Source organism: Rothia sp. P13129 (assembly GCF_048512865.1).
Lineage (GTDB): Bacteria > Actinomycetota > Actinomycetes > Actinomycetales > Micrococcaceae > Rothia.
In genome coordinates this window covers 64,121-88,170 of sequence record NZ_JBLXYA010000010.1, presented here as the reverse complement: position 1 = coordinate 88,170, position 24,050 = coordinate 64,121, and the positions used below count along the sequence as shown (strand labels likewise).

Below are 24,050 nucleotides of genomic sequence, written 5' to 3'. Positions count from 1 at the left end.
TTTAACACACCATTTGGGGTGTTCACCCCACCCCTAGAGCAGGATATTGTTGAGCTCGTTAGGCTGTGCGATTTTTAAGGTAGAACTGAATAAGACCCCGAGTCGATGAATCTTGCTGTGCAAGAACCTCCCGATCTCCACCAACAGCTGGAGCAAGCTGTAATGCAAGCTCTTTACCAAGTTCAACACCCCACTGGTCGAAGGAGTCAATACCCCAGACAACACCTTGAACAAAGGTGATGTGCTCATAGAGGGCGATAAGCTGTCCAAGGACAGAAGGTGTTAGGCGTGAAGCCATGATAGAGGTTGTTGGGCGGTTACCCGTAAAGACACGGGCGGGGACAATTCCTTCTGCGGTTCCTTCTGCGCGAACCTCTTCTGCGGTTTTGCCAAATGCCAGCGCTTTAGTTTGTGCGAAGAAGTTTGCGAGGAAGAGCTCATGAACGTCTTGCTCACCATCACGAGTTGGGTGAATGGGGTTTGCAAAAGCAATAAAATCTGCGGGGATAATTCGGGTACCCTGATGGATGAGCTGGTAAAACGCATGCTGTCCGTTGGTGCCCGGCTCTCCCCAGAAAACTTCGCCGGTGTTGTAGATAACGGGCTGTCCGTCTGCAGTGACGCCCTTACCGTTAGATTCCATGGTGAGCTGTTGTAGGTATGCAGGGAAACGGTGCAAGTACTGGTCATAGGGGAGTACTGCGTGGGTTTCTGCACCCAAGAAATTGACGTTCCAGATGTTGAGCAATCCCATGAGTGTAGGAACGTTCTGAGAAAGTTCGGTGGTGCGGAAATGCTCGTCAACGGCATGGAATCCAGCAAGGAATTCTTCAAAGACTTGTGGGCCAAGGACGATAGTAAGGCATGTTCCAATGGCGGAGTCTACAGAGTAGCGTCCTCCTACCCAGTTCCAGAATCCAAAGGCATTTTCGGGGTCGATGCCGAATGCTTCCACCTTATCGAGTGCTGTAGAAACTGCTACGAAGTGGCGTGCTACTGCTTCACGGTTTTCTTTGCCTTCCAGTGCTCCGGCTGCTGAAAGTTTTTCAAGTAACCATTCACGGCATACGCGTGCGTTAGTGAGGGTTTCGAGGGTGCCAAAAGTTTTGGAAGCGACGATGAATAGAGTGGTTTCGGGGTCGAGGTCGCTGACGGTCTCTGCTGCGTCGGTGGGGTCAATGTTTGAGATGAAGCGTGCTTCTAGACCTTGTTGTGCATAGGATTTGAGCGCTTCATAGACCATGACGGGGCCAAGGTCTGATCCGCCGATACCGATATTGACGATGGTTTTAATGCGTTTTCCGGTGACGCCAACCCATTCGCCTGAACGAACGCGTTCAGCAAATGCATAGACCTTAGCGAGGACGTCGTGTACGTCTTGGTCAATATTTTGTTCGTCAACAACCAGTTCTGGTGTTGCTCCTTGTGGGCGGCGTAGAGCGGTGTGCAAGACGGCGCGGTCTTCGGTGACGTTGATGTGTTCGCCGGCGAACATTGCGTCGCGGCGTTGTTCTAGCTGTACTTGCTGAGCTAGCTGAGTAAGCAGTTCGAGGGTCTGCTCGTTGATGAGGTTTTTGGAGAGGTCTACGTGAAGGTCTGCCACTGTGAAGCTGAGTTTTTCTGCTCGCTGTGGGTCCTGTTTAAACCACCCGCGGAGGTTTGGTGTGAGTTCTTGATGGTGACGTGTGAGGGCTTCCCATGCTGTGGTTTGAGTGGGATTTACGATGTTGTTAGTCATAATTCTTATTTTCCTCTCTTGTGGGTGCTCTGCCTAGTTCTCAAGGAAGAAAAACTCATTTAGTGATAGGGGACATATTTTCCGAGGTGTTTTCTAATAGATAGTGAGCCTACTTAATAAATTATAAGTAATCTGATGATTTAGTAGATATTAATTCATATTTTCGATATGCTGGACGAGCTAGCCCTGTCCATACAGGGTTTTTTATTAACGAAAACATACACAGTTCGTAACCAGAGATATAAGGCAATAACACATATGGCTAAGACTGAAACTTCACTACCTGAGGGGGCTCCAGACTTACGCAAAGCAGACGTAAGTCAAGAAACCCGCGCCAATATGCGCGCCGGAAACCTCTCCGGTAAAGTATTCTGGCCCGCTGCCGTTATTATGGCGGTTTTTATCGGGTTCACACTCCTCTTCCCCCAAAAAGCTAAAGGAATTTTTAACGCACTACAAAGCGACGTTATTAACTACTTCGGCTGGTACTACGTCGCAATCATCGCATTCTTCGTCATCTTTGCGCTCTACCTCGGGTTCTCCCGCATGGGCGACGTCAAACTCGGAAACGACGATGACGAACCCGAATATTCCTTTACCACCTGGTTTGCATTCCTCTTCGCTGCAGGCATGGGTATCGGTCTGGTGTTCTATGGTGCAACAGAACCTCTCATGCACTACGTCACCCCACGCCCCGGCGTGAGCGGTAATGAACAACAAGTAGCACAAGCCGCAATGAGCCAGTCCTTCCTGCACTGGGGCTTCCACCCTTGGGCTATCTATGTCATCGTAGGTTTGGCTATTGCATACTCTGCACACCGTCTCAAATTGCCGCTATCTATCCGATACTCCCTCAAACCGCTACTCGGTGATCGAGTCAAGGGCGGATGGGGTGACGTCATCGACATCGTTGCACTCGTGGGAACACTCTTCGGTGTCGCAACATCCCTCGGCCTTGGCGTGATGCAGATTGCTGCTGGACTTGGCTACCTCAACATTCCTGCAGATAACGAGCTATGGCTTGTGGGAATCATCATCGTTCTTATGGGCATTACCCTCTTCTCTGTTGTGACCGGACTCGAAAAAGGCATGAAGCTCCTCTCTAACGGAAACCTCATGCTTGCAGCTATCGTCTGCATTTTCGTTCTTGTCGTTGGACCAACCATCTTCTTACTCCGAGAATTTGTTGGCTCCATCGGTAACTACCTCCAAAATATGGTCTCCATGACCTTCGATACCCTCGCACTATACGGCGATGAGGGCGAGAAGTTCCAAGCTGCATGGACCACCTTCTACTGGGGCTGGTGGATTTCATGGTCACCTTTCGTTGGTATGTTCATCGCACGCGTTTCTAAAGGACGTTCCGTTCGCGAATTTGTGATGGGCGTTCTGATTGTTCCAGCGCTCACCTCCTTCTTCTGGTTCTCCGTACTTGGTGGAACTGCACTGCATCAAGAGCTCTTCGAAAACAAGACCCTTCTTGAAGCAGACGGAAGTGTCTCTGCTCAAAACGCACTATTTAAGATGTTCGAAAACCTTCCAGCTGGTACTGCCCTTACTGTTGGCGCAGTTCTGCTGATTACGATTTTCTTTGTGACATCAGCTGACTCTGGTGCGCTCGTTCTGGGCATGCTCTCAACCAACGGTTCACCTGAACCCAAGACTTGGATTCGTGTGTTCTGGGTTGTCGTAGCAGCTGCTACCGCAATCGTCTTGATTCTTGTGGGCGGGCCAGACTCCCTCACGGCAATTCAAACCATCGCGATTTTGACGGCCTTACCATTCTCCGTCGTGATTATCATGATGTGTATCTCGCTCTATAAAGCATTGAGCTATGAGCACCGACTCTTCGTTCGTGCTCAGCGTCGTAATGCTCGAGAAGAAATTGCCGCAGAACTACACGAACGTATCGGCGAAACCGTGGATGAGATGGTTGCTGAAGGCGTCGAAGCGCAAGTTGAAGCGCACGTCGAAGCCCACATGGAACAAGCCATCGAAAATGCGGTCGATCAGGCGCTTGACCAGGCTGTTGGCCAAGCGGTTGACGCGAAGGTTGAAGCTGCGGTGGAAGAAGCCGTGGAAGAAGCTGTCGCCTCAGTCGTTGATGATGTGACGATGCAAGTCGAAGCAAATACTGCAGCTATCAAGAAAATCACTGATACACAGGCTCTTCGCATGGTAAGTGCCGAAGAAGTAGAAGCAGACCGCTCTGCTAAAACTTCTCGAAAAATGCCATGGAGCTCACGTAAAAAATAACACGTAGAACTCTACATAGAGCGCTCACCTAAAGTCAAGGCGGGTACCCATAAGAAAAACTTATGGGTACCCGCCCTGCGACTTTAAACAAAACTATGAGCTAAATCTTTTAGGGAGTTTTATCACCGTAGAGGGTATCTGAGTATGAAGACAGGTATGATGTCACTAAGCCCTCTTTACAGGGTGCTCATTTTTTGTGTGGGTACTACCAAATAAATTGTTCTTGAGTGGGCATCTTTTATTCCCTAGATTTAAGCGAGACTTATACGCATGTCTGAAAACACCGCTTCGCGCAGCGACCTGCGCAACGTAGCAATTGTGGCGCACGTTGACCACGGCAAAACTACTATCGTTGATGCAATGCTGAAGCAGACCAACGCATTCTCTGCACACGCTGACGTTGAAGACCGAGTGATGGACTCTGGTGACCTCGAAAAGGAAAAAGGCATCACCATTTTGGCAAAGAACACCACCGTGTTCTATGATGGCCCTTCTGCACAGGGTGAAAAAATTACCATTAACGTTATTGACACCCCCGGCCACGCTGACTTCGGTGGTGAAGTCGAACGCGGACTCTCCATGGTCGATGGTGTTGTCCTATTGGTTGACGCCTCTGAAGGGCCTCTTCCTCAGACCCGCTTCGTGCTACGTAAAGCACTAGCGGCAAAACTACCTGTTATTCTTGTGGTCAACAAAGTAGACCGCCCCGACGCGCGTATCGACGAAGTCGTTTCCGAATCCATGGACTTACTCCTTGGTCTTGCCTCCGACCTCGCTGATGAGGTTCCCGACCTTGACGCAGATTCCTTGCTGGATGTGCCTATCGTCTACGCTTCCGGTAAAGCTGGTGCAGCGTCGATGAACCAGCCAGCAGACGGCGCTCTTCCTGATAACGATGACCTCGAGCCTCTCTTCGAAACCATCATCAACCACGTTCCAGCGCCAACCTATGACCCCACAGAGGTTCTTCAAGCGCACGTTACCAACCTCGACTCATCACCCTTCTTGGGACGTCTAGCGTTGTTGCGTATCTTCAACGGTCGCATCAAAAAAGGACAGACCGTTGCCTGGGCACGTCAAGATGGCCAACTCAAGAACGTTCGTATCTCTGAACTCTTGGTTACTAAAGCGCTTGACCGCGTACCTGCTGAAGAAGCTGGACCTGGCGAAATTGTGGCAGTTGCAGGTATCGAAGACATCACCATCGGTGAAACCCTCACCGACCCTGATAACCCTAAAGCGCTCCCACTGATTACCGTTGATGACCCAGCAATCTCGATGACTATCGGTATTAACACCTCTCCTCTTGCTGGTAAAGTCAAAGGTGCTAAAGTCACCGCGCGTCAGGTTAAAGACCGTCTTGATAAAGAGCTTATCGGTAACGTTTCTTTGAAGGTTCTTCCTACTCAGCGTCCTGACGCATGGGAAGTTCAAGGACGTGGCGAACTCGCGCTTGCTATTTTGGTGGAGCAGATGCGTCGCGAAGGTTTCGAACTGACTGTTGGTAAACCTCAGGTTGTTACCAAGACCATTGACGGTAAATTGCATGAACCTATGGAACACATGATTATTGACGTTCCAGAAGAGTTCCTTGGTGCCGTAACTCAGCTGATGGCAGCACGTAAAGGCCGTATGGAGAACATGGCGAATAACGGCACCGGCTGGGTTCGTATGGAATTCTCTGTGCCAGCTCGTGGCTTGATCGGTTTCCGTACCCAGTTCTTGACTGAAACTCGTGGTGCAGGCATTTCTTCCTCCTACTCAACTGGATATGAGCCTTGGGCTGGAGACATCGAATACCGTACTAACGGTTCGATGATTTCTGACCGTGCTGGTGTTGTAACACCTTATGCCATTATCAACCTTCAAGAACGAGGCACGATTTTTGTTGAGCCAACCTCCGAAGTCTATGAAGGCATGATTATCGGTGAAAACTCACGTGCCGACGATATGGAAGTGAACATCACTAAAGAGAAGAAGCTAACGAACATGCGTTCTTCTACTGCTGATAACTTCGAGAATATGACTCCGCCTAAGAAGCTCACCCTCGAAGAATCTCTTGAATGGGCACGTGAAGATGAGTGTGTGGAAGTTACTCCTGAAGCTATTCGTATTCGTAAGGTGATTCTTGATTCCAACGAACGTATTCGTGAATATCGTCGTCGTCACCGCGACTAATTAACACAGTATTTGGGTAGAGCTTCGCCTGCGGGATTGAAGTTTAACACCTTGTCAGTGAAGGGGTTACCATCAGTGATGGTAGCCCCTTCACACTATACCTGTACACGCTAGAACTACTACTGTAGGAGGGTCGAACGTATGCTGTCTCAAGAGCAAGACTCCACACCGTATTATCCAGAACAAGGCGACACAGTCCGCGAAGACGCTGTATTTTCTTTACTGCCTGAGGGGCTAGATGTACATGAAGCGCGTGTCCTTTTTGTTCATGCTCACCCTGATGATGAATCTACCTCTACTGGTGCAACAATGGGGTTTTTAGCAGATTCTGGTGCTCAAGTAGACTTAGTGACGATGACTCGCGGTGAATTAGGCGAAGTAATCCCGAGCGAGCTTAAATATCTTGAAGTTGGGCAGCAACAGTGCACTGATGGCGGTCAGGCTCTGGGAGAGTATCGTTCTGGTGAATTGCGTGAGGCAATACAGTCTCTGGGTGTTCATGAGCACCTCTTTTTAGGTGAAGGTGTTTCTGCTGGAAAAGATACGCCATCAGTCTTCTACGACTCTGGAATGGTATGGGGTGCTAACGGTCGCCCTGAAGCAAACCCGCAGGCTTCTTCTGGATGCTTGACGAAAACTTCTTTAGACGTTCAAGTTCAGGCTCTAATGCGTGTGATTAAACATTATCGACCGCATGTTGTCGTGACATATGATGCTGGGGGAGGGTACGGTCACCCTGATCATGTGAGAACTCATGAAGTGAGCTTGGAAGCTGTCAAGAATCTTGAGGACACTCCCGATGCTCCTTGCCTATTGTGGGGGTTGGAAGGAGACTATTCTTCTGAGGATAACCGAATACAGGCTGTGATTGAGGGGTCTCTTGTGCGTAAACGTGAGGCTATGGCAGCTCATCGTACTCAGGTGATCATTACCGCTGAAGATAGCTATCAGTTCTCTAATTTGGTGACTCAAAAAATATCTGCTCGAGAAACGTATCGGCTCGTGTGGTCTGCTTCAACAGTAGAGCTGTCTTCCTCATCATAGGAGAAGAAAAGATGAAACAAACTAAGGTTAATTCGCGTTCGTTTTCAGATGAGGATCGTCAAAACGTCGATGTGTATCCGACAGCATTGAACTCCGTCATCACGGCAATCGCTTTAGGTGTTATTACTGGATTTATGGGGACGATGTATCATGCTTCCATCTGGTATGCGCCGAATGCTTCATGGTTTGTGCCGTGGGGGAGTTGTGTAGCTATTGTGATGGTGTTTTGTGCGAGTTTATGGAGTGCGTTGCGGTCTGGGGCTTCATGGGGCGGAGCCTTGGTTGGCATTGTAGCTTTTATACTCATTGGTCTTTTTGCTTTCGGTAAAGAAGGCTCGTTATTGGTGCTCTTGAACCCCCAAGTTCCGGTGGGAATTGCTGGTGTGATATGGACTTTTGGTGCTTTGGGTGCTGCTCTTATCGCTCAGCGTGTGGCACGTTCTTTGTCATAATTTTTCCAGCTGAAACTAAGCTAAGGCTAAGCTAAGTTATTTGATAAAGAAAATAACTCGGTGGTAAAAACTATGTCAGTTCCACCACTAAAGTCTTCAGTTTCGACTCAATCGGACTACCATAGGTAGAGGTTTTGCACTACAAGGTGCTTCTAAGAATCCGCCGTACCGGCTCAGAAAGGCTATTGCATGACTTACGTTATCGCCCAGCCTTGCGTCGATGTCAAAGATCGCGCATGTGTTGAAGAGTGCCCCGTAGACTGCATCTACGAGGGAGAGCGTACGCTATACATTCATCCCGACGAATGTGTAGACTGTGGCGCGTGCGAGCCCGTATGCCCCGTAGAAGCAATCTACTACGAAGACGACGTCCCTGAAGAATGGTCAGAATACACCGCTGCCAACGCAGACTTCTTCGACGAACTCGGCTCTCCTGGTGGGGCTGCACGTCTAGGACCAACCGGCAGCGATGTCGCGTGGATTGCTGGACTCCCGCCACAAAACCAAGACTAAAATAATTCTTATCAAGAGCTTCTGTGCGCAACCACTAGCGCATAGAAGCTCTTTTTTCTTGACCACAAAGATTTCTTGATATGAAATATCTTTTAGGCAGAGCCTCCTACAACGATAAGATATGAGAACACCCCAATTACCGACCCATCTACTGAGGAAAAGTTCATGCCTACATTCGGTCTTAACCTGCCAGAATACCCCTGGGAACAACTCGCACCCTACCGAGAAATTGCAGAACAATATCAAGGTCCTCTTGTCAACCTCTCAATCGGCACGCCCATCGACAGCACACCCTCTGTTGTACGAGAGGCATTGGCGAATATGTCGGATGCACACGGATACCCCACCACACACGGCACTGTGCAACTTCGAGAATCTATCGCTTGCTGGTATGAACGCCGTCGTTCAGTAACAGGGCTGAACCCCCAACAAATTATGCCAACAGTAGGCTCAAAAGAACTGATTGCATGGTTGCCATTTCTTCTGGGTCTAAATGCACAAGATGTTGTTGTACGCCCGCGTATCGCGTACCCAACCTACGACATCGGAGCACAACTAGCAGGAGCCCAACACGTTGCTGCAGACACTCTAGAAGAACTCGATGAGGGCACTCGTTCTCGAGTCAAGCTCATCTGGGTTAACTCACCGTCAAACCCTACCGGTGCAGTAACGTCTCTCGAGCAGATGCGAACATTAGTTGAACAAGCACGTGAGCTCGGTGCAATCGTTGCATCAGATGAATGCTACGCCGAACTTGGTTGGGGTCAATGGGATGCTCAGCGGGGCGGAACTTCTGTTCCCTCGTTGCTCGACCCTTACGTCACTCAAGGAAGTTTTGAGAACGTGCTGAGCGTCTATTCGTTGTCTAAACAATCTAATATGGCTGGTTATCGAGCCGCTTTTGTTGCCGGCGATGAGCAGCTCATTCTCAATCTCGTTAACTCTCGTAAACATGCCGGAATGATTGTTCCTGCACCGGTGCAATCTGCAATGATTGCAGCGCTAAACGATGAGCAACACGTCCAAGCACAAAAAGACTTGTATCGTGCTCGTCGCGAGCTACTTCTACCCGCTGTGCAAAACTTCGGTATTCAAGTCGAAGAATCTGAAGCGGGTCTTTATCTATGGGGTAGTGCTGGCGAAGATACGTGGACTACTGTCGAACGTTTTGCTCGTTTAGGTATCCTCGTAGGACCAGGCGTCTTCTATGGTTCTGCAGGGGAAGGATACGTGCGTATTGCTTTGACCGGAAGTGATGAGGACATCAACCATGCGGTAGAGCGTCTGCGTCGATAAATGTCATTTTGACTAGAAAAATACGCAACAAGCCCACATGAATGTGACTTATAACATTCTTACCTGTAGGGTGTAATAGAGATTACTTTTAGTGCTCTCGGTAGAAAAGCCACCACCATGGCATACACAGCTTCCCACAATATACAGCTGCTACCGAGACACCACATTTCTCGATACACGGAGGAAAGAATGTCTGAAAACCATACCGCTGTGTTGCACTATAACGACACCGCACAGGAGCTAAGCTACGTCACCCCTACCGAAGGCAACGGCGCATTTGACATCGCAGGGCTGATGAAAAACACCGGACAAGTCTCCTACGACCCCGGATTTATGAACACCGCAACCACAAAATCAGCCATCACCTACATCGACGGTGACGCCGGTATCCTACGATACCGTGGATACCCCATCGAAGAACTCGCCGAAAATGCCAGCTTCTTAGAAGTAGCGTATCTGCTCATCTACGGTGAACTACCCACCGTCAAAGAATACGAAGACTTTGACACCATGGTTCGCCGCCACACGATGGTACACGAAGACTTCAAAATGTTCTACGCCGGATTCCCACGCGACGCACACCCGATGGCAGTGCTCGCCTCCTCCGTCTCAACGATGTCCACCTTCTACGCAGATTCCCTAGACCCCTTCGACAAACGTCACGTAGAAATATCAACATTCCGACTTCTCTCTAAAGTCCCAACACTTGCAGCGTACGCCTATAAAAAATCTAAAGGCGAACCCTTCATGTACCCACAGAACAACCTCAACTACGCTGAAAACTTCTTGAGGATGTGCTTTGGGTTCCCCACCGAAGACTACGAAGTAGACCCCGTTAAGGCTAAAGCCCTAGACACCTTGCTCTTATTGCACGCAGATCACGAACAAAACTGTTCAACATCTACCGTGCGCATGGTCGGATCAGCACAAGCCAATATTTTCGCCTCCATCTCCGCTGGTATCAACGCACTCCACGGGCCACTGCACGGAGGCGCAAACGAAGCCGTATTGAACATGCTACGTAGCATCCAATCAGAAGGTATCAGCCCCGAAGCCTTCATGGAAAAAGTCAAACGTAAAGAAGACGGCGTACGCCTCATGGGATTCGGCCACCGAGTCTACAAGAACTACGATCCGCGTGCTCGCATCATCAAAAAAACTGCTGACGAAGTGCTCAATAAACTAGGTGGCAACGACGAACTGCTCGACATCGCCCGAAAACTAGAAGAAAAAGCACTAGCTGATGACTACTTTATCGAACGGAAACTCTACCCCAACGTAGACTTCTACACCGGACTTATCTACAAGGCCATGGGATTCCCCGAAGAAATGTTTACCGTTCTCTTCGCCCTTGGCCGTATGCCAGGCTGGATTGCCCAATGGCGTGAACTCATCCACGACCCCGAAATTAGAATCGGGCGCCCACGTCAAGTGTACGTTGGAGAACCACTACGGCACTACCCCGGAAGCCAAGAGAACCACTCCTAAACGGGACTAGCCGTTCCGTATTCGTATCAAGAGATAAAAGGTTGGGGGTCGATAGCATCAACGCTATCGACCCCCAACCTCTTAACGGAAGCAGATATAACGGGTCTTATAATCTCGTATTATTGCCCATAACCTTGAGGATTATTCTTCTGCCAGTTCCAGTGGTCACGTACCATCGTGTCAATATCACGACGAGCAGACCAACCCAAATCAGCAAGAGCAGACGATGGATCAGCAAAAGACACTGCCACATCGCCCGGACGACGTGCAACTATACGATAGGGGAGCTCCTTGCCACAGGCTTTCTCAAAGGCGTGAAGAACTTCAAGTACCGAATAACCATTACCAGTGCCTAAATTCCAGGTGCGTACCCCGCCATGAGTAGTGATGTAGTCAAGAGCCTTCAAATGGCCGTCAGCCAAATCAACAACGTGGATATAATCTCGAACGCCGGTACCATCGACCGTGGGGTAGTCATTACCGAAAACATTTAAGAATTCACGACGGCCCACCGCAACTTGCGCAATAAACGGCACCAGATTATTGGGGATGCCGGAAGGGTCCTCACCGATTTTGCCAGACTCATGCGCACCGACAGGATTAAAATAGCGCAAAAGAGCAATATTCCAAGACTCATCAGAAGCACCTAAATCACGGAGCATATCTTCAATATGTTCTTTAGTGCGACCATAACAAGACTGGGCGTCCATATTAATTTTTTCGGTTAGAGGCATCTCTTCCGGTTCACCATACACCGTAGCAGAAGAAGAAAATACGATAGAACGGCAGCCAGATTCTTCCATTGCGTAGAGAAGATTCAGAGTACCCGCCACATTCGTTTGGTAATACCACAACGGTTTCTCAGCAGACTCACCCACAGCTTTAAGCCCTGCAAAATGAATGACAGCTTCAGGCTTTTGCTCCGCAAAGAGTTTCTTCATCGCCGGCATATCAAGCAAATCAACCTGATGGAAGGCAACCTCTTTACCGCTGAGTTCACTGACTCTACGTAAAGACTCCTCAGAAGAATTCGCAAGGTTATCCATCACAACAACCTCATGACCAGCATTTAACAACTCTAAAACAGTGTGTGAGCCAATGTATCCGGCACCGCCAGTAACTAGAATTTTCATTTTTCTCCCTCAATAGAAGTCTTCAACAACAGTCAACGAATCCGATCAAGACCAAACTCTTCTTTTAACTCTACTGTTTTTCTGCAATTTTATTCTCAGAAACTCTAGAAGACTTTGTACTACATCTGTAGCCACAACAAAGGACGAAACACCCCAAGCACCACCTAAGGCGTAGTATCAGATAAATACTACGCCTTATATCAGCTCATGATTAGTTTGAATGTAAGTCCGCATTAAGCTGAACCGTATTATTCGCACGAGGTAATACCTCAATCGCACCAGAAACTGAATTTCGGCGGAACAAAATATTAGAAACACCAGATAATTCGGCAGCCTTCACCGTCACAGGATCTTGACCGGGCTGCAATAAGGTCACCCGAGAACCAGCTGTTACGTATAAACCAGCTTCAACGACACAATCATCGCCAAGAGCGATACCGACACCTGCCTCAGCACCAAGCAAAGAACGCTCACCAATGCTGACACGTTCGGTGCCACCACCAGAGAGAGTACCCATCGTAGAAGCACCCCCGCCAATGTCAGAACCATCGCCAACAACGACACCTTGAGAGATGCGTCCCTCTACCATCGAAACACCTAAGGTGCCAGCGTTGAAATTGACGAATCCCTCGTGCATCACCGTAGTACCTTCAGATAGATGAGCGCCAAGACGTACTCTATCCGCATCACCAATACGGACACCTGCCGGAACAACATAATCAATCATGCGAGGGAACTTATCCACGTGAGAAATCACAAGATTCCCACGAGCACGAAGACCAATCTGAAGATCTTGAATTTCACTGGCAAGCACCGGACCAAAGTTCGTCCACGCCACATTAGCTAACTGCCCAAATAGACCATCAAGATTAATGTTATTAGGGGCTACCAACGTATGCGATAGCAAATGTAACCGAAGATAAGCGTCAGAAGCATCAGCCGGTGCTTGATCTATATCAATACGTACAGAAACAATCTCGGTGCGCACATTACGAGACTCATCAGAACCAACCAACGGTTCTAATTCTGACCGAAGATCAACAGGAGTCTCTCCCAACGTCGGACGAGGAAACCACGTATCAAGGACAGTTCCAGCGTTTGCACCCTGACAAACAACTGTTGCGATACCAATTCCAGAAGCTAAACGTACATTATTATCACTCATACCCTCTAGTGTAGTTTGTTCTAGCGGTACGTTAAAGCCAGTATCACCGACTGAGAAAAGCTCATAGAGAACAACGTCAAAGATCTACAGCTGAGTAAGATAAAACCTATGAACGAAGATAACCGAACCGAACACAACACAAAGAGCAACGCCCTCAACATTTCCGGTGACGTGGCAGAACTAAGCGCTCAAATCATCGATATTTTTTCAGTTTCTAGCCATGAGCACGAACTCGCCGACGCCGTTGAAACCTCCTTGCGCTCGCTCGAGTATTTATCGGTCACTCGTGACGGTGACTCTATCATTGCTCGCACCCAATGGGGAAAGAAACAGCGAGTTATTCTTGCCGGTCACCTTGATACTGTTCCACTGCCTCAGACCCCAAATTCTAGAGGAACAGTACCCTCCCAATGGTGCGAAGAGAACGGCGTGAAAAAACTTTATGGTCGGGGCGCTACCGACATGAAATCAGGTGTTGCCGTACAACTGGCTTTAGCGGCAGCCCTACAACACGCCCAATACGATATCACCTATGTTTTTTATGACCATGAAGAAGTTGCCAGTGAACTATCCGGTTTAGCACGGTTAATGCGTCATCACCCTCATCTTCTCAACGACGCAGATTTCGCAGTTCTTCTTGAACCCACCCACGGAACTATTGAAGGTGGTTGTAACGGAACCATGCGTTTTTGGATTCATTGCCAAGGTGTCGCCGCACATTCTGGGCGGTCATGGGTCGGAAAAAACGCAATTCATGCAATGAATGATGTGCTGACCCGCCTATGCTCCTATGAAGCTCAAACTCACGAAGTTGAGGGGCTAGCTTATCGAGAAGGGCTCAATGCTGTCCAAATTTCTGGGGGAGTAGCCGGTAACGTCATTCCTGACCGATGCTCAGTGCACATCAATTATCGTTTCTCACCAAAACACACTCTTGAAGAAGCTACCACTCATATGCGCGAGGTCTTTGCCGGATACGAACTTGACTTTGTTGACCAATCTGCAGCTGCCCGCCCAGGACTTGACGCTCCTCTGGCGCAAGAACTGATAGCTGCCGTTGGAGAAGAACCTAAACCTAAATACGGTTGGACCGACGTTGCTCGTTTTTCTCAGATGGGTATTCCTGCAGTGAACTTTGGGCCCGGAGATGCCTTACTTGCTCATACTGATGATGAACATGTTGACGTTGAAGAAATCTATCATTGCTTTACGAGCCTCAAAGAGTGGCTATCACAGAAATAGCTTCTTCTCTTTGGGCATAGAAAAAGCTTTGGTGTTGTCGGCGAAGTGATCGTCGATAACACCAAAGCTTTATGCATAAGAAGCTAAAAAACTTCTAGGCTTTAGGCATCTTAAACATCTGAATGGTATCGGGGTTCGGATTATCAACCTCACCTGGAACACCATCAGATTTCTTAATACCTGAGGACGAACGTGAGCTCAAGAAACCAGATAGCCAGCTTGCAAACATCGTCAAAGCAAAGTTGATGATGATAAAGAGTACCGCTGCTAAGAGTAGGCTCTGGAGAATATTGCCTTCACCCGAACCAAATCGACGTGCTGCGGCAAGAAGCTCTGGGTAAGAGATGATATAACCTAAGGCAGTATCTTTGAGAATGACCACAAACTGTGAAAGCAATGAAGGCATCATCGTGAGCATTGCCTGAGGCATCAAGATATTGCGAAGAACCTGACCAGGAGTCAAACCAATTGCTACGCCGGCTTCTCCTTGGCCTTTAGGGAGCTGTTTGACGCCTGAACGAAGTAATTCAGCGATGACTGAACCGTTATACAGTGTCAATCCGAGAACTACCGCAATAAAGGGAAGCTCTGAGGGAGAGAACACGGAGAAGCGTCCCAAGAAGAGCCAGAAGAAAATCATCATGATGAGTACGGGAACTGCTCGGAAGAACTCAACAACTACTGTGCCGATAGCACGTACAAAAGCGTTTTGAGCCAGACGCATATACCCAAAAATCATTCCAAAAATCACTGAGGTAATTACAGCGATAAAGGCCGCTTTAAGGGTTGAGATAATGCCGGGGATAAAATATGATTCCCACGCACGATAGGTGAAAAGTTCTGTCCACTTTTCGGCTTCAAGCTGCCCTTGACGGTTCATGACCATAAGAACATAACCGAAGAACGCAAGCAACGCGATAATTGCAATGATGTTGAAAGCTCGTGTGAGCGCTCGACCGCGAGGGCCTGGAGTATCAAAGAGGACCGAAGTCGTTTGCTGAGTTTTCATCGTTTCACCGCCAATTTACGTGAGGACCATGTGGTCAATAAACCGATGGGAACAACGATGATGACGAATCCTGCTGCAAAGACCATGAAAATCACAAAAATCATGTCTGAGTTGAATTCAATCATGGATTTCATCATGCCCGATGCCTCTGCTACTGAAGCAACTGTTGCCACTGTAGAGTTCTTTGCAAGCGCAATCAACGTGTTGCCCAAAGGAGTGATGGAACCGCGTAACGCCTGAGGGAAGATGATATGACGAGCAGCGGGGAAGAATCCTAACCCAATGGCTCGTGCCGCTTCTGCCTGTCCGATAGGAACGGTATTGACGCCAGAACGGATGGCTTCACACACAAAAGCCGCATGGTATAGCGCCAAGACGATTACTGCGTAGAGGAAGAAGTTCATCTGAAAATCTGAAACCAGCTGTAGCTGGAACTGTGTCCACACGCCCAAAATAGCGAGGGTCATCAGAATAGTCAACGGCGTATTTCTGAAGATATGAACATACGCTGTTCCTGCTAGTTGGAGTGAAGGTACCGGCGAAATTCTCATGAGAGCGAGAATGGAGCCGATAACAAATGATCCAATAGCTGCCCAAAAAGTGAGCTGTATATTAACCCAAAACGCACCAAGCACATCATAGGTGCTAAAGAGCGTGGAGAGCTGTTCGCTAAAAGTCACGTTAGTCTCCGTAAATCTAAGAATGAATGGTTAGGATGTGGCGCATGATGTGCCAAGGTGAGGAGGATTAAGCTCCTTGTTATAGACGAAACCTGAGTCACCGACGTTCTTAGCCAGTGCCTTTTCCCATTCGCCAGTTTCTACCATTTTGTTAATAGCTTTATTAATGGCTTCGCACTTATCGCTGCCTTTGGGCAGGCCCACTCCATAGCGTTCGTCGGTGAAAGTGTTGCCGACGAGTTTGAGGTGTCCTTTATTTGCTTTAGTGGAGCCGAGTCCAGCAAGAATGATGTCATCGGTGGTTACCGCATCAACCATTCCTGCGTTGAGCGCCACAACGCAGTCTGAGTAGGAGCCTTGTTGAACAAGCTGAACGCTTGAGGCAAATTTGTCTTGAATTTTCTTTGCCGAAGTTGAACCTGTTACAGAACATAGGTTCTTTCCGTTGAGAGAATCAGGACCTTTAATGTCGTTGTTATCTGCTTGAACGAGAAGATCTTGACCTGCAACAAAGTAAGGGCCTGCAAAGTCGATAGTTTTAAGGCGAGATTTTGAGATGGAGTAGGTCGCAAAAATCATGTCTACCTGACCGTTAGTCAGCATATTTTCGCGGTTTGCTGAGGGCGACTCAACCCACTCGATACGGTCTTCTGGGTAACCAAGTTCTTGCGCTACGTAGCGAGCTACATCGGTATCGAAGCCGGTGTAGTTTTTGCCATCTTGGTAGCCTAGTCCAGGCTGGTCGTATTTGATGCCGATGCGTAGCTTATCGCCTTCTGATGAGTTTGCTGCACATCCAGAAAGAACGAGAGTAGCACTTGCTGCAAGAGCAAGAGTCTTCACGGCGTTACTTTTGAGGCGGTGAATGACGCTCATACTACCTCCTAATTAGTGGTTGAGAATTTTGGAAAGGAAATCTTTTGCACGCTCAGACTTGGGGTTGGTGAAGAACTCGTCTGGGGTTGCTTGCTCGAGAATTTCTCCATCTGCAAGGAAGACGATACGGTCTGCTGCTTTACGTGCAAATCCCATTTCGTGAGTTACAACAATCATGGTCATACCTTCACGTGCAAGGGATACCATGGTGTCGAGAACTTCGTTAACCATTTCTGGGTCGAGTGCACTAGTTGGTTCGTCAAAGAGCATCACCTTAGGTTGCATTGCTAGAGCACGGGCAATAGCAACACGCTGCTGTTGCCCGCCAGAGAGCTGAGCTGGAATCTTATGAGCTTGGGACTCAACACCCACTTTGGTGAGTAATTCCATGGCTAATTTATCTGCATCTGCTTTGCTCATGCCACGAACTTTACGTGGACCAAGAGTGACGTTTTCGAGGATTGTTTTGTGTGCAAAAAGGTTAAAGGACTGGAAAACCATTCCTACTTCTGCACGTAGCTTTGCGAGTTCTTTGCCTTCTTCGGGAAGGAGCTTTCCGTCGATACGAATTTCACCGGAATCGATAGTTTCAAGACGGTTGATGGTACGGCATAGCGTAGATTTACCAGAACCAGAGGGTCCTAGCAGAATAATGACCTCTCCTTTGCCCACCTCAAGATTGATATTTTTGAGAACGTGCAAATCGCCATAGTGCTTATTGACCGATGTGAGCTGAACAAGCGAATCGTTCACTAGGTTCCTCCTGACGAAAGTAGATATGTCTGCAGAGAAAAGTCCCTATGTGATAAAGAGGGAATAGTCGTTGAGAATGCAGACACCTGAAATATACAGTTCTACCGTACACGGGCTTATGTAACTTGCATGTTACAGATGACGCTTATCGGTTACGGCAGAGTTTTATTAAGCCAAAAATCGTGAGACTGAAAACAGTCACGGAATACAAGCTTAGAGCGGTCTGTCTCATCATGAGAAGCGCGCTTAAGATAGCTTAGAGTAAAACACATAAATTTTTTTCTCAATGGGGGAGAAAAACGAGAGGAAAACGATGAATTATCTTCTAGTCGGAGTCACTTTTCTTGTTCTTGCTGTGACCATGATGGGTGTTGCAGTGCTTGGTAGTGACCGACTCTATCCTCTTCGTAAAACCCTAGTTCACATGGGAGAAGATGGAATTGATTTTTATCAGCATCCCTCTGCGCAAGTCGATGAACCTTCAAAAACTTTTGCTGAATATCAAGAGTTCTCTCGTGAAGAATTAATCACCGCACTTATTAAAACAGAACATGATAATCTCGCATTGCGAGACGCATTGGCTGAGAAAGAAGCCTCCTCCAGCCAATAATTAGCGCTATATGCCGAGAATTTTCTAACGTTAAACACTGCAACATCATGTACGAAAAATGAGGGACTTCACCTCGCTATGCATCAGCTCACTCATCGAATGAACACCTATCTACAGGCTTTTAGCGCATATCTGTATCTTCTATGCTACAGATTCTTCACTTATTGGCAGCACCTGCATTGGGGCGCCCAAGTCCTAAGTATTTTTGCGCTAAGCCGTCTTTGGGGCTGGGTTATTTTTAGCGTCGTCGGCGCGCAAGATCAATACACTCCATGGAAAATAGGGCCAATGTCCTATCTCGAATTTATCAGTATCTGGGACTCTGGCTGGTACGAACGAATAGCCCTCGACGGGTACCCTCATACACTACCCACGAATAGCGAAGGCACGGTGACCCAAAATACTTGGGCGTTCTATCCACTCTACCCGATGAGCGTAAAATTCATCCAAGAACTTACTGGTAGCGCATACTATCCAACAGCTATAGCGCTAGCTACCGTATCGGGATTTATTGCCTGCCTTGTGGTATATCTCCTCTTTAACCGTTCTATCAGCTGGTGCAGACAGCATCGCCTACACCTGAATAACGATTCTAGTCGTGCTGTAGAGTCTCCACACCATTTAGCGTTATGGGCTACCGCTGCTTTTGCGTGGGCGCCAGTAGCACCTATCCTTCAAGTGCCTTATGCTGAAGCGCTAAATATGGTGTTTCTTGGGCTGACTCTCTACCTCATAATGACCCAACGATGGGCACTAGGGGCAATAGCTGGAATCCTCGCCGCTTTTTCTCGCCCAGTAGGGGTACCATTAGGGGCTTTAGCGGGAATATGGTGGCTTATCTGCATGTACCGTAGCTATCACCAAACACCACAAGCACATTCCACCGTCAGTACGTTACGTGGAGTTCTTATAAAACATCTCGGACAAGGTGTTAGCGCAATCAGCATATGTGCGGCTGCTATCTCTTGGCCTCTTATTGCATGGGCTTATACCGGAAGAATCGACGCATATACCGCAACAGAAACTGCATGGCGGCAGAGCCATCTTGTCCTATTTCAGCCGTGGATTGCTCAAAGCCAAGAATATTTTGGGTTAGCGGGTGTTCCTGTGCTCATCATGAGCATTCTCGGCTTTATTTTTCTGATGGCCTCGCGATATGCTCGTCGTGTATTACATCCGGTGCTTAACCTCTGGTGTTATAGCTACCTGATATATCTTCTGCTGTTCCTATACCCACAAAGTTCCACATTCCGGCTTCTCTTGCCGTTATTCCCCGTAGTTTTGGTCTTTATCGGGTTGAGTGGTTCACGAGCATATAGAGTTCTTTGGATCCTCGCTTCAGCTATCTTTCAAAGTGTGTGGGTTGGCTGGCTCTGGCATTGGAAAGAGCTACCTGGTGGGGGAGACTATCCACCTTAAAAGTTATGAACGCTGAGGAATACTACGATAACTGAGCAACATAACGAGACAATAAACCTCAGCTAGTTTATTATGGTTGCTGTCACATGAGTTTGAACCATGACCATGGGACTCATTATTAAGGAGTAAAAAGATGGCTGCCCAGAAACCACGCACCGGTGACGGACCTTTAGAGATTCTCAAAGAAAACCGGAGCATTATTGTTAAAATACCTCTTGAAGGAGGCGGTCGACTCGTACTTGAAGTATCAGAACAAGAAATTGAAGACCTCAAGAACTGTCTCAAAGATTTTGACCAACCCAGCACTTCATAAAAGCACCATATAACGCCGTACTGCCGTGAAAACTTCTTCGGTTTTCACGGCAGTTTTGTCGCCCGAACACTTTTGACAAAAATAACAGCTCTTGAACTGTTCTGCCTCACCGTGCTCAACAGTAGAGCGTATCGCTCATATTTTTCTGGGCAAAGATGATGAACTATGCGACGCTTGACGGTTTTCTTCCGAATTAACTGGTAATCTTCCATATTGTGTTCGGTATTAACGGAATGGAATTTATCGTCCTTGTAATCCTGGTGTTCGTGGTCATCGGGCCAGAACGCATGCCTGAGTACGCCCAAAAACTCAAAGAAGGCGTTAAATGGGTTCGCGCCATGGCGTTTGAGGCAAAAGATGACCTCAAAGAAGTCATGGGGGATAACCCGCTAGGCGACTTTGACTGGAAACAATATGATCCACGCCAATACGATCCGCGAACTATCGTGCGTGAAGCTCTCGCTGAAGACGATGAAGAACGCGCACGTCTGGCAGCAGAACGAGAAGCTGAGAACAAGCCACCAGCACAAAATATTCAGCGTTTACCTCAAGGCGCATACGCACCTTTCGATATTGAAGCTACTTAAACCGATACCTTCTCTCAATACTGTATTCGCTCTTATCCTCTAGCTAGGCAAAAACCCATCATCGCTGGCGAAAACCTTACTATTCTTAGAGAAGAACCTCCTTAGACGTTGAACGGTAACGGTTTACCATTCAAATTCCGCGCACGATGCGATAGTTGACGAGCAATACGGTTAATAGATTGAGCCGTTTCTGAGCTCGTATCAGCCCAGACCAGAGGCACACCGACGTCCCCTCCCGTCCGTAGAGAGACATCTAAAGGCACAGAACCAAGAAGCGGAACATCATACCCTAATGTCGCAGAAAGACGCTCAGAAAGCTTCACACCGCCTCCTGCACCAAAAATATCAAGCATCGACCCATCCGGCATACGCATCGCTGCCATATTTTCAATAACACCAGCAACCTTCTGCTGAGTTTGAACACTCATCGTGCCAGCACGCTCTGCAACATCAACGGCAGCACTTTGCGGAGTAGAAATCAACACCAACTCTGCTGTCGGTAAAAGCTGAGCCATCGAAATAGCAATGTCACCCGTACCCGGCGGTAAATCAAGAAGAAGAATATCAATAGCGCCAAAATGAACATCAGTCAAAAACTGCTCTAAAGCACGATGAAGCATCGGACCACGCCACGCCACCGGCTTATTACCAGCAACAAACATGCCCATAGAAATGACTTTGACACAGCCAGAACCCTGCCCCGAAACATTCTCTGGAACAGAGACCACCGGCGGAAGAATCATATCTTCAAAACGTGTCGGAGCTTGTTCAATACCAAAAAGACTGGGAATAGAGAAACCATGAACATCAGCATCAACGACCCCCACCGATAGCCCATCAGCTGCAAAAGATGCCGCAAGGTTAGCCGTCATCGACGACTTTCCCACACCGCCCTTACCTGAGACCACCGCATAGACACGAGTCAAAGAATCCTCAGCACTAAACGGATTCTTAGACTTATGCCCCAACGTACTCCGTAACTTTTGCCGTTGTTGAGGGTTCATATACCCAATATGAACCTGAACCTGCTGGACACCCTCGATAACAGATAACGCCTGCGTAATATCATGCTCAATCGTTGTCTTAAGCGGACAACCCTCAATCGTCAATAAAACGTGAATATGAGCAACGCCCTGCTCAAAGTACGCCTTCTCGACCATCCCAAGCTCGGTAATCGGGCGACGAAGTTCTGGGTCATGGACCGTACACAACGCCTCGTATAGTGTTTCGTCGATAGAAGACATCAATATCCTTAGAAAAATACAGAAAACAACAGAAGACTACTCGCCATGTTCTTGCGAAAGCTCATCGACATCTTTGACTTTAATCTGAGACAAACGTCGTTTAGGAGTGCTCATATCTTCCGTCACTATCTTCATAGACTGCGTTTCAGGGCTATTCTCTAACCCCTGAGATTCTGAACGATCTAGAGCCTGCTGCAATTTTTGAAGTTCTTCCATCACATCACGCAACTCACTACGTACATAATCACGAGTTGCCACCTCACGAAGAGCAATACGCAAAGACGCAATTTCACGAGTAAGGTACTGCGTTTCTTCAAGATTTTGCTGATCTCGCTGACGGTCTTGAGCAGCAATCACGCGGTCACGGTCATCTTGACGGTTCTGCGCTAACAGAAGCAACGGAGCAGCATAAGAAGCCTGTAAAGATAACGCCAACGTCAAAAGAGTAAAGTTCAAGGCTCGAGGGTCAAACTGTAACTCATCTGGGGCTAGAGTGTTCCACCCAAGCCAGAGCGTACAAAAAATGGTCATCCACAAAATAAATTGTGGAGTTCCCATAAAACGAGCAATAGCTTCGGTAGCACGCCCAAAACGATCAGGATTCGGCTTCCCCCCGGTAGCGATACGATGACGAGCAGCTTGGGGAGTTGCTAGACGGTCATTATGACGTTCGCGGTTTTTCTCACTCAAAACGGCGACCTACCTTTCGAATGGGTGTGCCATCATCGTATGTTCTCCAGTCCTCAGGTAAGAGCGCATCTAGAACGTCATCAATAGTCACCGCCCCAACAAGACGCTGTGACTCATTAACGACTGGCAAAATAGTCAAATCATAGGTTGCTAATACACGAGAAATCTCTTCAAGACTGGTCATATCTGAGACTGGCTCAATGGAAGAATCTAAAAGATTACCGACCTGCTCACTGGGCGGATACCTCAACAGCTGTTGCATATGCACCATACCCAAATATTTACCCGTAGGAGTCTCTAACGGCGGTCTAGCAACGAGCACTGCCGCAGCCATTGCCGGAGGAATCTCCTCTTGTCGGATATGTGCTAAAGCCTCAGCCACAGAAGCCTCAGGGGAGAGAATAATAGGCACCGGGTTCATCAACGAACCGGCTGTTCCCTCTTCATACTCAAGTAGACGGCGAACATCTTCTGCTTCTTCTGGCTCCATCAGAACTAATAGCTGTTCACGTTGCGCATCAGATAGTTCATTGAGCAAGTCAGCTGCATCGTCTGGCTCCATCTCATCAAGAACTTGAGCCGCACGCTCAACATCCAGATGCGAAAGAATCTCAACCTGATCATCTTCAGGTAGCTCTTGCAAAACGTCTGCAAGGCGATCATCGTGCAATTCATGAGCGACCTCAACCATACGTTTATCGTTCATCTCATGGATAGCGTCTGCCAAGTCTGCAGCATTAGCATGCTCATGATTAGCAACGAATGTTGTCGCTGCTTGAGGTTCTAAATCAGTTGAAAGAATCGCCTCATCCCAATCAACAACAAGGGTAGCTTTTCGGCGACGTAGTAGGCCACCATTTTCTGGGATACGTGAGATGAATAGCTCTGAGATGAACCAATCACCGTTACGTCGCTGTTCCATTGCAACGTCTTCAACAGTTGCTTCTCCAGAACCATCTGTCAAACGAACTTTACGGTCAAAAATTTCTGCAACCACAAGCGCCTCAGAACCGCGCTGTTCGAAACGTCGAAGGTTGACAAGTCCCGTACAAATAATCTGAGCAGAATCGATAGAGGTGATACGAGTCATCGGCACAAAAATACGTTTTTTGCCGAGTACTTCAATCACAATACCCACAACAATAGGTTCTTTACCACGTTGCGAGATACTTCCTGTGGCGACGGCTAAAGGCCCAAAACTTCGTTTGAGCACAACAACATCGCGTAGACGACCAAGACGGTCACCCATAGGGTCAAAAACGTCCATACCAAGTAGGCGGGCAATAAAAATTTTATTTGGTGTTGTACTCACCCTTAATAGACTACGCGTTCTCACCAATTTTTGAAGAGACCATAGCCTATCT

22 protein-coding genes are annotated in these 24,050 nt (G+C 48.0%); 12 read left to right on the top strand and 10 right to left on the bottom strand.

What is annotated here, in order from left to right:
- Positions 1–58: 58 nt before the first annotated feature.
- Positions 59–1,738: a glucose-6-phosphate isomerase gene (gene pgi, locus ACN081_RS07635; RefSeq protein WP_419107426.1), complete on the bottom strand. Its 1,680-nt coding sequence runs from the start codon at positions 1,736–1,738 to the stop codon at positions 59–61.
- 258 nt (positions 1,739–1,996) lie between these two features.
- Between pgi and ACN081_RS07630 the strand changes: the two genes are divergently transcribed.
- The 7 genes from ACN081_RS07630 (at position 1,997) to ACN081_RS07600 (ending at position 10,965) form a co-directional block, all read left to right on the top strand.
- Positions 1,997–3,994: a BCCT family transporter gene (locus tag ACN081_RS07630; protein ID WP_419103596.1), complete on the top strand. Its 1,998-nt coding sequence runs from the start codon at positions 1,997–1,999 to the stop codon at positions 3,992–3,994.
- Between the two features lie 270 nt (positions 3,995–4,264).
- Positions 4,265–6,172, top strand: a complete 1,908-nt coding sequence (typA, locus tag ACN081_RS07625) for a translational GTPase TypA (RefSeq protein WP_419103595.1) — start codon at positions 4,265–4,267, stop codon at positions 6,170–6,172.
- 141 nt (positions 6,173–6,313) lie between these two features.
- The gene (locus ACN081_RS07620) at positions 6,314–7,216 is read left to right on the top strand and encodes a PIG-L family deacetylase (RefSeq protein WP_419107425.1); all 903 of its coding nucleotides are present in this window, start codon (positions 6,314–6,316) and stop codon (positions 7,214–7,216) included.
- Positions 7,217–7,227: 11 nt separating this feature from the next.
- Positions 7,228–7,668: a hypothetical protein gene (locus ACN081_RS07615; RefSeq protein ID WP_419103593.1), complete on the top strand. Its 441-nt coding sequence runs from the start codon at positions 7,228–7,230 to the stop codon at positions 7,666–7,668.
- Positions 7,669–7,857: 189 nt separating this feature from the next.
- The gene (fdxA, locus tag ACN081_RS07610; RefSeq protein ID WP_419101599.1) at positions 7,858–8,181 is read left to right on the top strand and encodes a ferredoxin; all 324 of its coding nucleotides are present in this window, start codon (positions 7,858–7,860) and stop codon (positions 8,179–8,181) included.
- A gap of 165 nt (positions 8,182–8,346) precedes the next feature.
- Positions 8,347–9,477, top strand: coding sequence for a succinyldiaminopimelate transaminase (dapC, locus tag ACN081_RS07605; protein WP_419107424.1), 1,131 nt, complete (start codon positions 8,347–8,349; stop codon positions 9,475–9,477).
- Between the two features lie 189 nt (positions 9,478–9,666).
- Positions 9,667–10,965, top strand: a complete 1,299-nt coding sequence (locus ACN081_RS07600) for a citrate synthase (protein WP_419103591.1) — start codon at positions 9,667–9,669, stop codon at positions 10,963–10,965.
- Positions 10,966–11,084: 119 nt separating this feature from the next.
- On the opposite strand, the gene galE is transcribed toward ACN081_RS07600, so the two are convergent.
- Both galE and dapD read right to left on the bottom strand, forming a co-directional pair.
- Positions 11,085–12,098 (bottom strand): UDP-glucose 4-epimerase GalE, encoded by a 1,014-nt coding sequence (gene galE, locus ACN081_RS07595; protein ID WP_419103590.1) that lies wholly within the window; start codon positions 12,096–12,098, stop codon positions 11,085–11,087.
- Between the two features lie 211 nt (positions 12,099–12,309).
- The gene (dapD, locus tag ACN081_RS07590; RefSeq protein ID WP_419107423.1) at positions 12,310–13,263 is read right to left on the bottom strand and encodes a 2,3,4,5-tetrahydropyridine-2,6-dicarboxylate N-succinyltransferase; all 954 of its coding nucleotides are present in this window, start codon (positions 13,261–13,263) and stop codon (positions 12,310–12,312) included.
- A gap of 108 nt (positions 13,264–13,371) precedes the next feature.
- Here dapD and dapE point away from each other — a divergent pair, with 108 nt between their 5' ends.
- Positions 13,372–14,505, top strand: coding sequence for a succinyl-diaminopimelate desuccinylase (gene dapE, locus ACN081_RS07585; protein WP_419107422.1), 1,134 nt, complete (start codon positions 13,372–13,374; stop codon positions 14,503–14,505).
- Positions 14,506–14,599: 94 nt separating this feature from the next.
- Here dapE and ACN081_RS07580 read toward each other — a convergent pair whose 3' ends face one another.
- From ACN081_RS07580 to ACN081_RS07565, 4 genes are read right to left on the bottom strand one after another with little or no spacing between them, the layout of a single operon-like run.
- Positions 14,600–15,514 carry an amino acid ABC transporter permease gene (locus ACN081_RS07580; RefSeq protein WP_419103587.1) on the bottom strand — a complete coding sequence of 305 codons (915 nt, stop codon included), beginning with the start codon at positions 15,512–15,514 and terminating at the stop codon, positions 14,600–14,602.
- A complete protein-coding gene (locus ACN081_RS07575) occupies positions 15,511–16,194 on the bottom strand; it encodes an amino acid ABC transporter permease (RefSeq protein ID WP_419101592.1) in 684 nt (227 codons plus the stop codon). Before ACN081_RS07575 ends, ACN081_RS07580 begins: the two co-directional genes overlap by 4 nt.
- Before the next feature lie 30 nt (positions 16,195–16,224).
- The gene (locus ACN081_RS07570; RefSeq protein ID WP_419103586.1) at positions 16,225–17,070 is read right to left on the bottom strand and encodes a glutamate ABC transporter substrate-binding protein; all 846 of its coding nucleotides are present in this window, start codon (positions 17,068–17,070) and stop codon (positions 16,225–16,227) included.
- Positions 17,071–17,082: 12 nt separating this feature from the next.
- Entirely contained in the window at positions 17,083–17,823 is a 741-nt protein-coding gene (locus tag ACN081_RS07565; protein WP_419101590.1) for an amino acid ABC transporter ATP-binding protein, read from the bottom strand.
- A gap of 313 nt (positions 17,824–18,136) precedes the next feature.
- Between ACN081_RS07565 and ACN081_RS07560 the strand changes: the two genes are divergently transcribed.
- From ACN081_RS07560 to ACN081_RS07545, 4 genes are all read left to right on the top strand, one after another.
- A complete protein-coding gene (locus tag ACN081_RS07560; RefSeq protein ID WP_419103585.1) occupies positions 18,137–18,433 on the top strand; it encodes a hypothetical protein in 297 nt (98 codons plus the stop codon).
- A 78-nt stretch (positions 18,434–18,511) separates the two neighbouring features.
- Positions 18,512–19,852: a hypothetical protein gene (locus tag ACN081_RS07555; protein WP_419103584.1), complete on the top strand. Its 1,341-nt coding sequence runs from the start codon at positions 18,512–18,514 to the stop codon at positions 19,850–19,852.
- A 133-nt stretch (positions 19,853–19,985) separates the two neighbouring features.
- Positions 19,986–20,165: a DUF3117 domain-containing protein gene (locus tag ACN081_RS07550; RefSeq protein ID WP_419103583.1), complete on the top strand. Its 180-nt coding sequence runs from the start codon at positions 19,986–19,988 to the stop codon at positions 20,163–20,165.
- 215 nt (positions 20,166–20,380) lie between these two features.
- Positions 20,381–20,752 (top strand): Sec-independent protein translocase TatB, encoded by a 372-nt coding sequence (locus ACN081_RS07545; protein WP_419103582.1) that lies wholly within the window; start codon positions 20,381–20,383, stop codon positions 20,750–20,752.
- Between the two features lie 101 nt (positions 20,753–20,853).
- On the opposite strand, the gene ACN081_RS07540 is transcribed toward ACN081_RS07545, so the two are convergent.
- From ACN081_RS07540 to ACN081_RS07530, 3 genes are read right to left on the bottom strand one after another with little or no spacing between them, the layout of a single operon-like run.
- A complete protein-coding gene (locus tag ACN081_RS07540; RefSeq protein ID WP_419107421.1) occupies positions 20,854–21,996 on the bottom strand; it encodes an Mrp/NBP35 family ATP-binding protein in 1,143 nt (380 codons plus the stop codon).
- A gap of 36 nt (positions 21,997–22,032) precedes the next feature.
- Entirely contained in the window at positions 22,033–22,686 is a 654-nt protein-coding gene (locus ACN081_RS07535) for a DUF1003 domain-containing protein (RefSeq protein ID WP_419103580.1), read from the bottom strand.
- Complete coding sequence (locus tag ACN081_RS07530) at positions 22,679–23,998, bottom strand: magnesium transporter MgtE N-terminal domain-containing protein (protein WP_419103579.1); 1,320 nt, start codon at positions 23,996–23,998, stop codon at positions 22,679–22,681. Before ACN081_RS07530 ends, ACN081_RS07535 begins: the two co-directional genes overlap by 8 nt.
- Between the last annotated feature and the right edge of the window lie 52 nt (positions 23,999–24,050).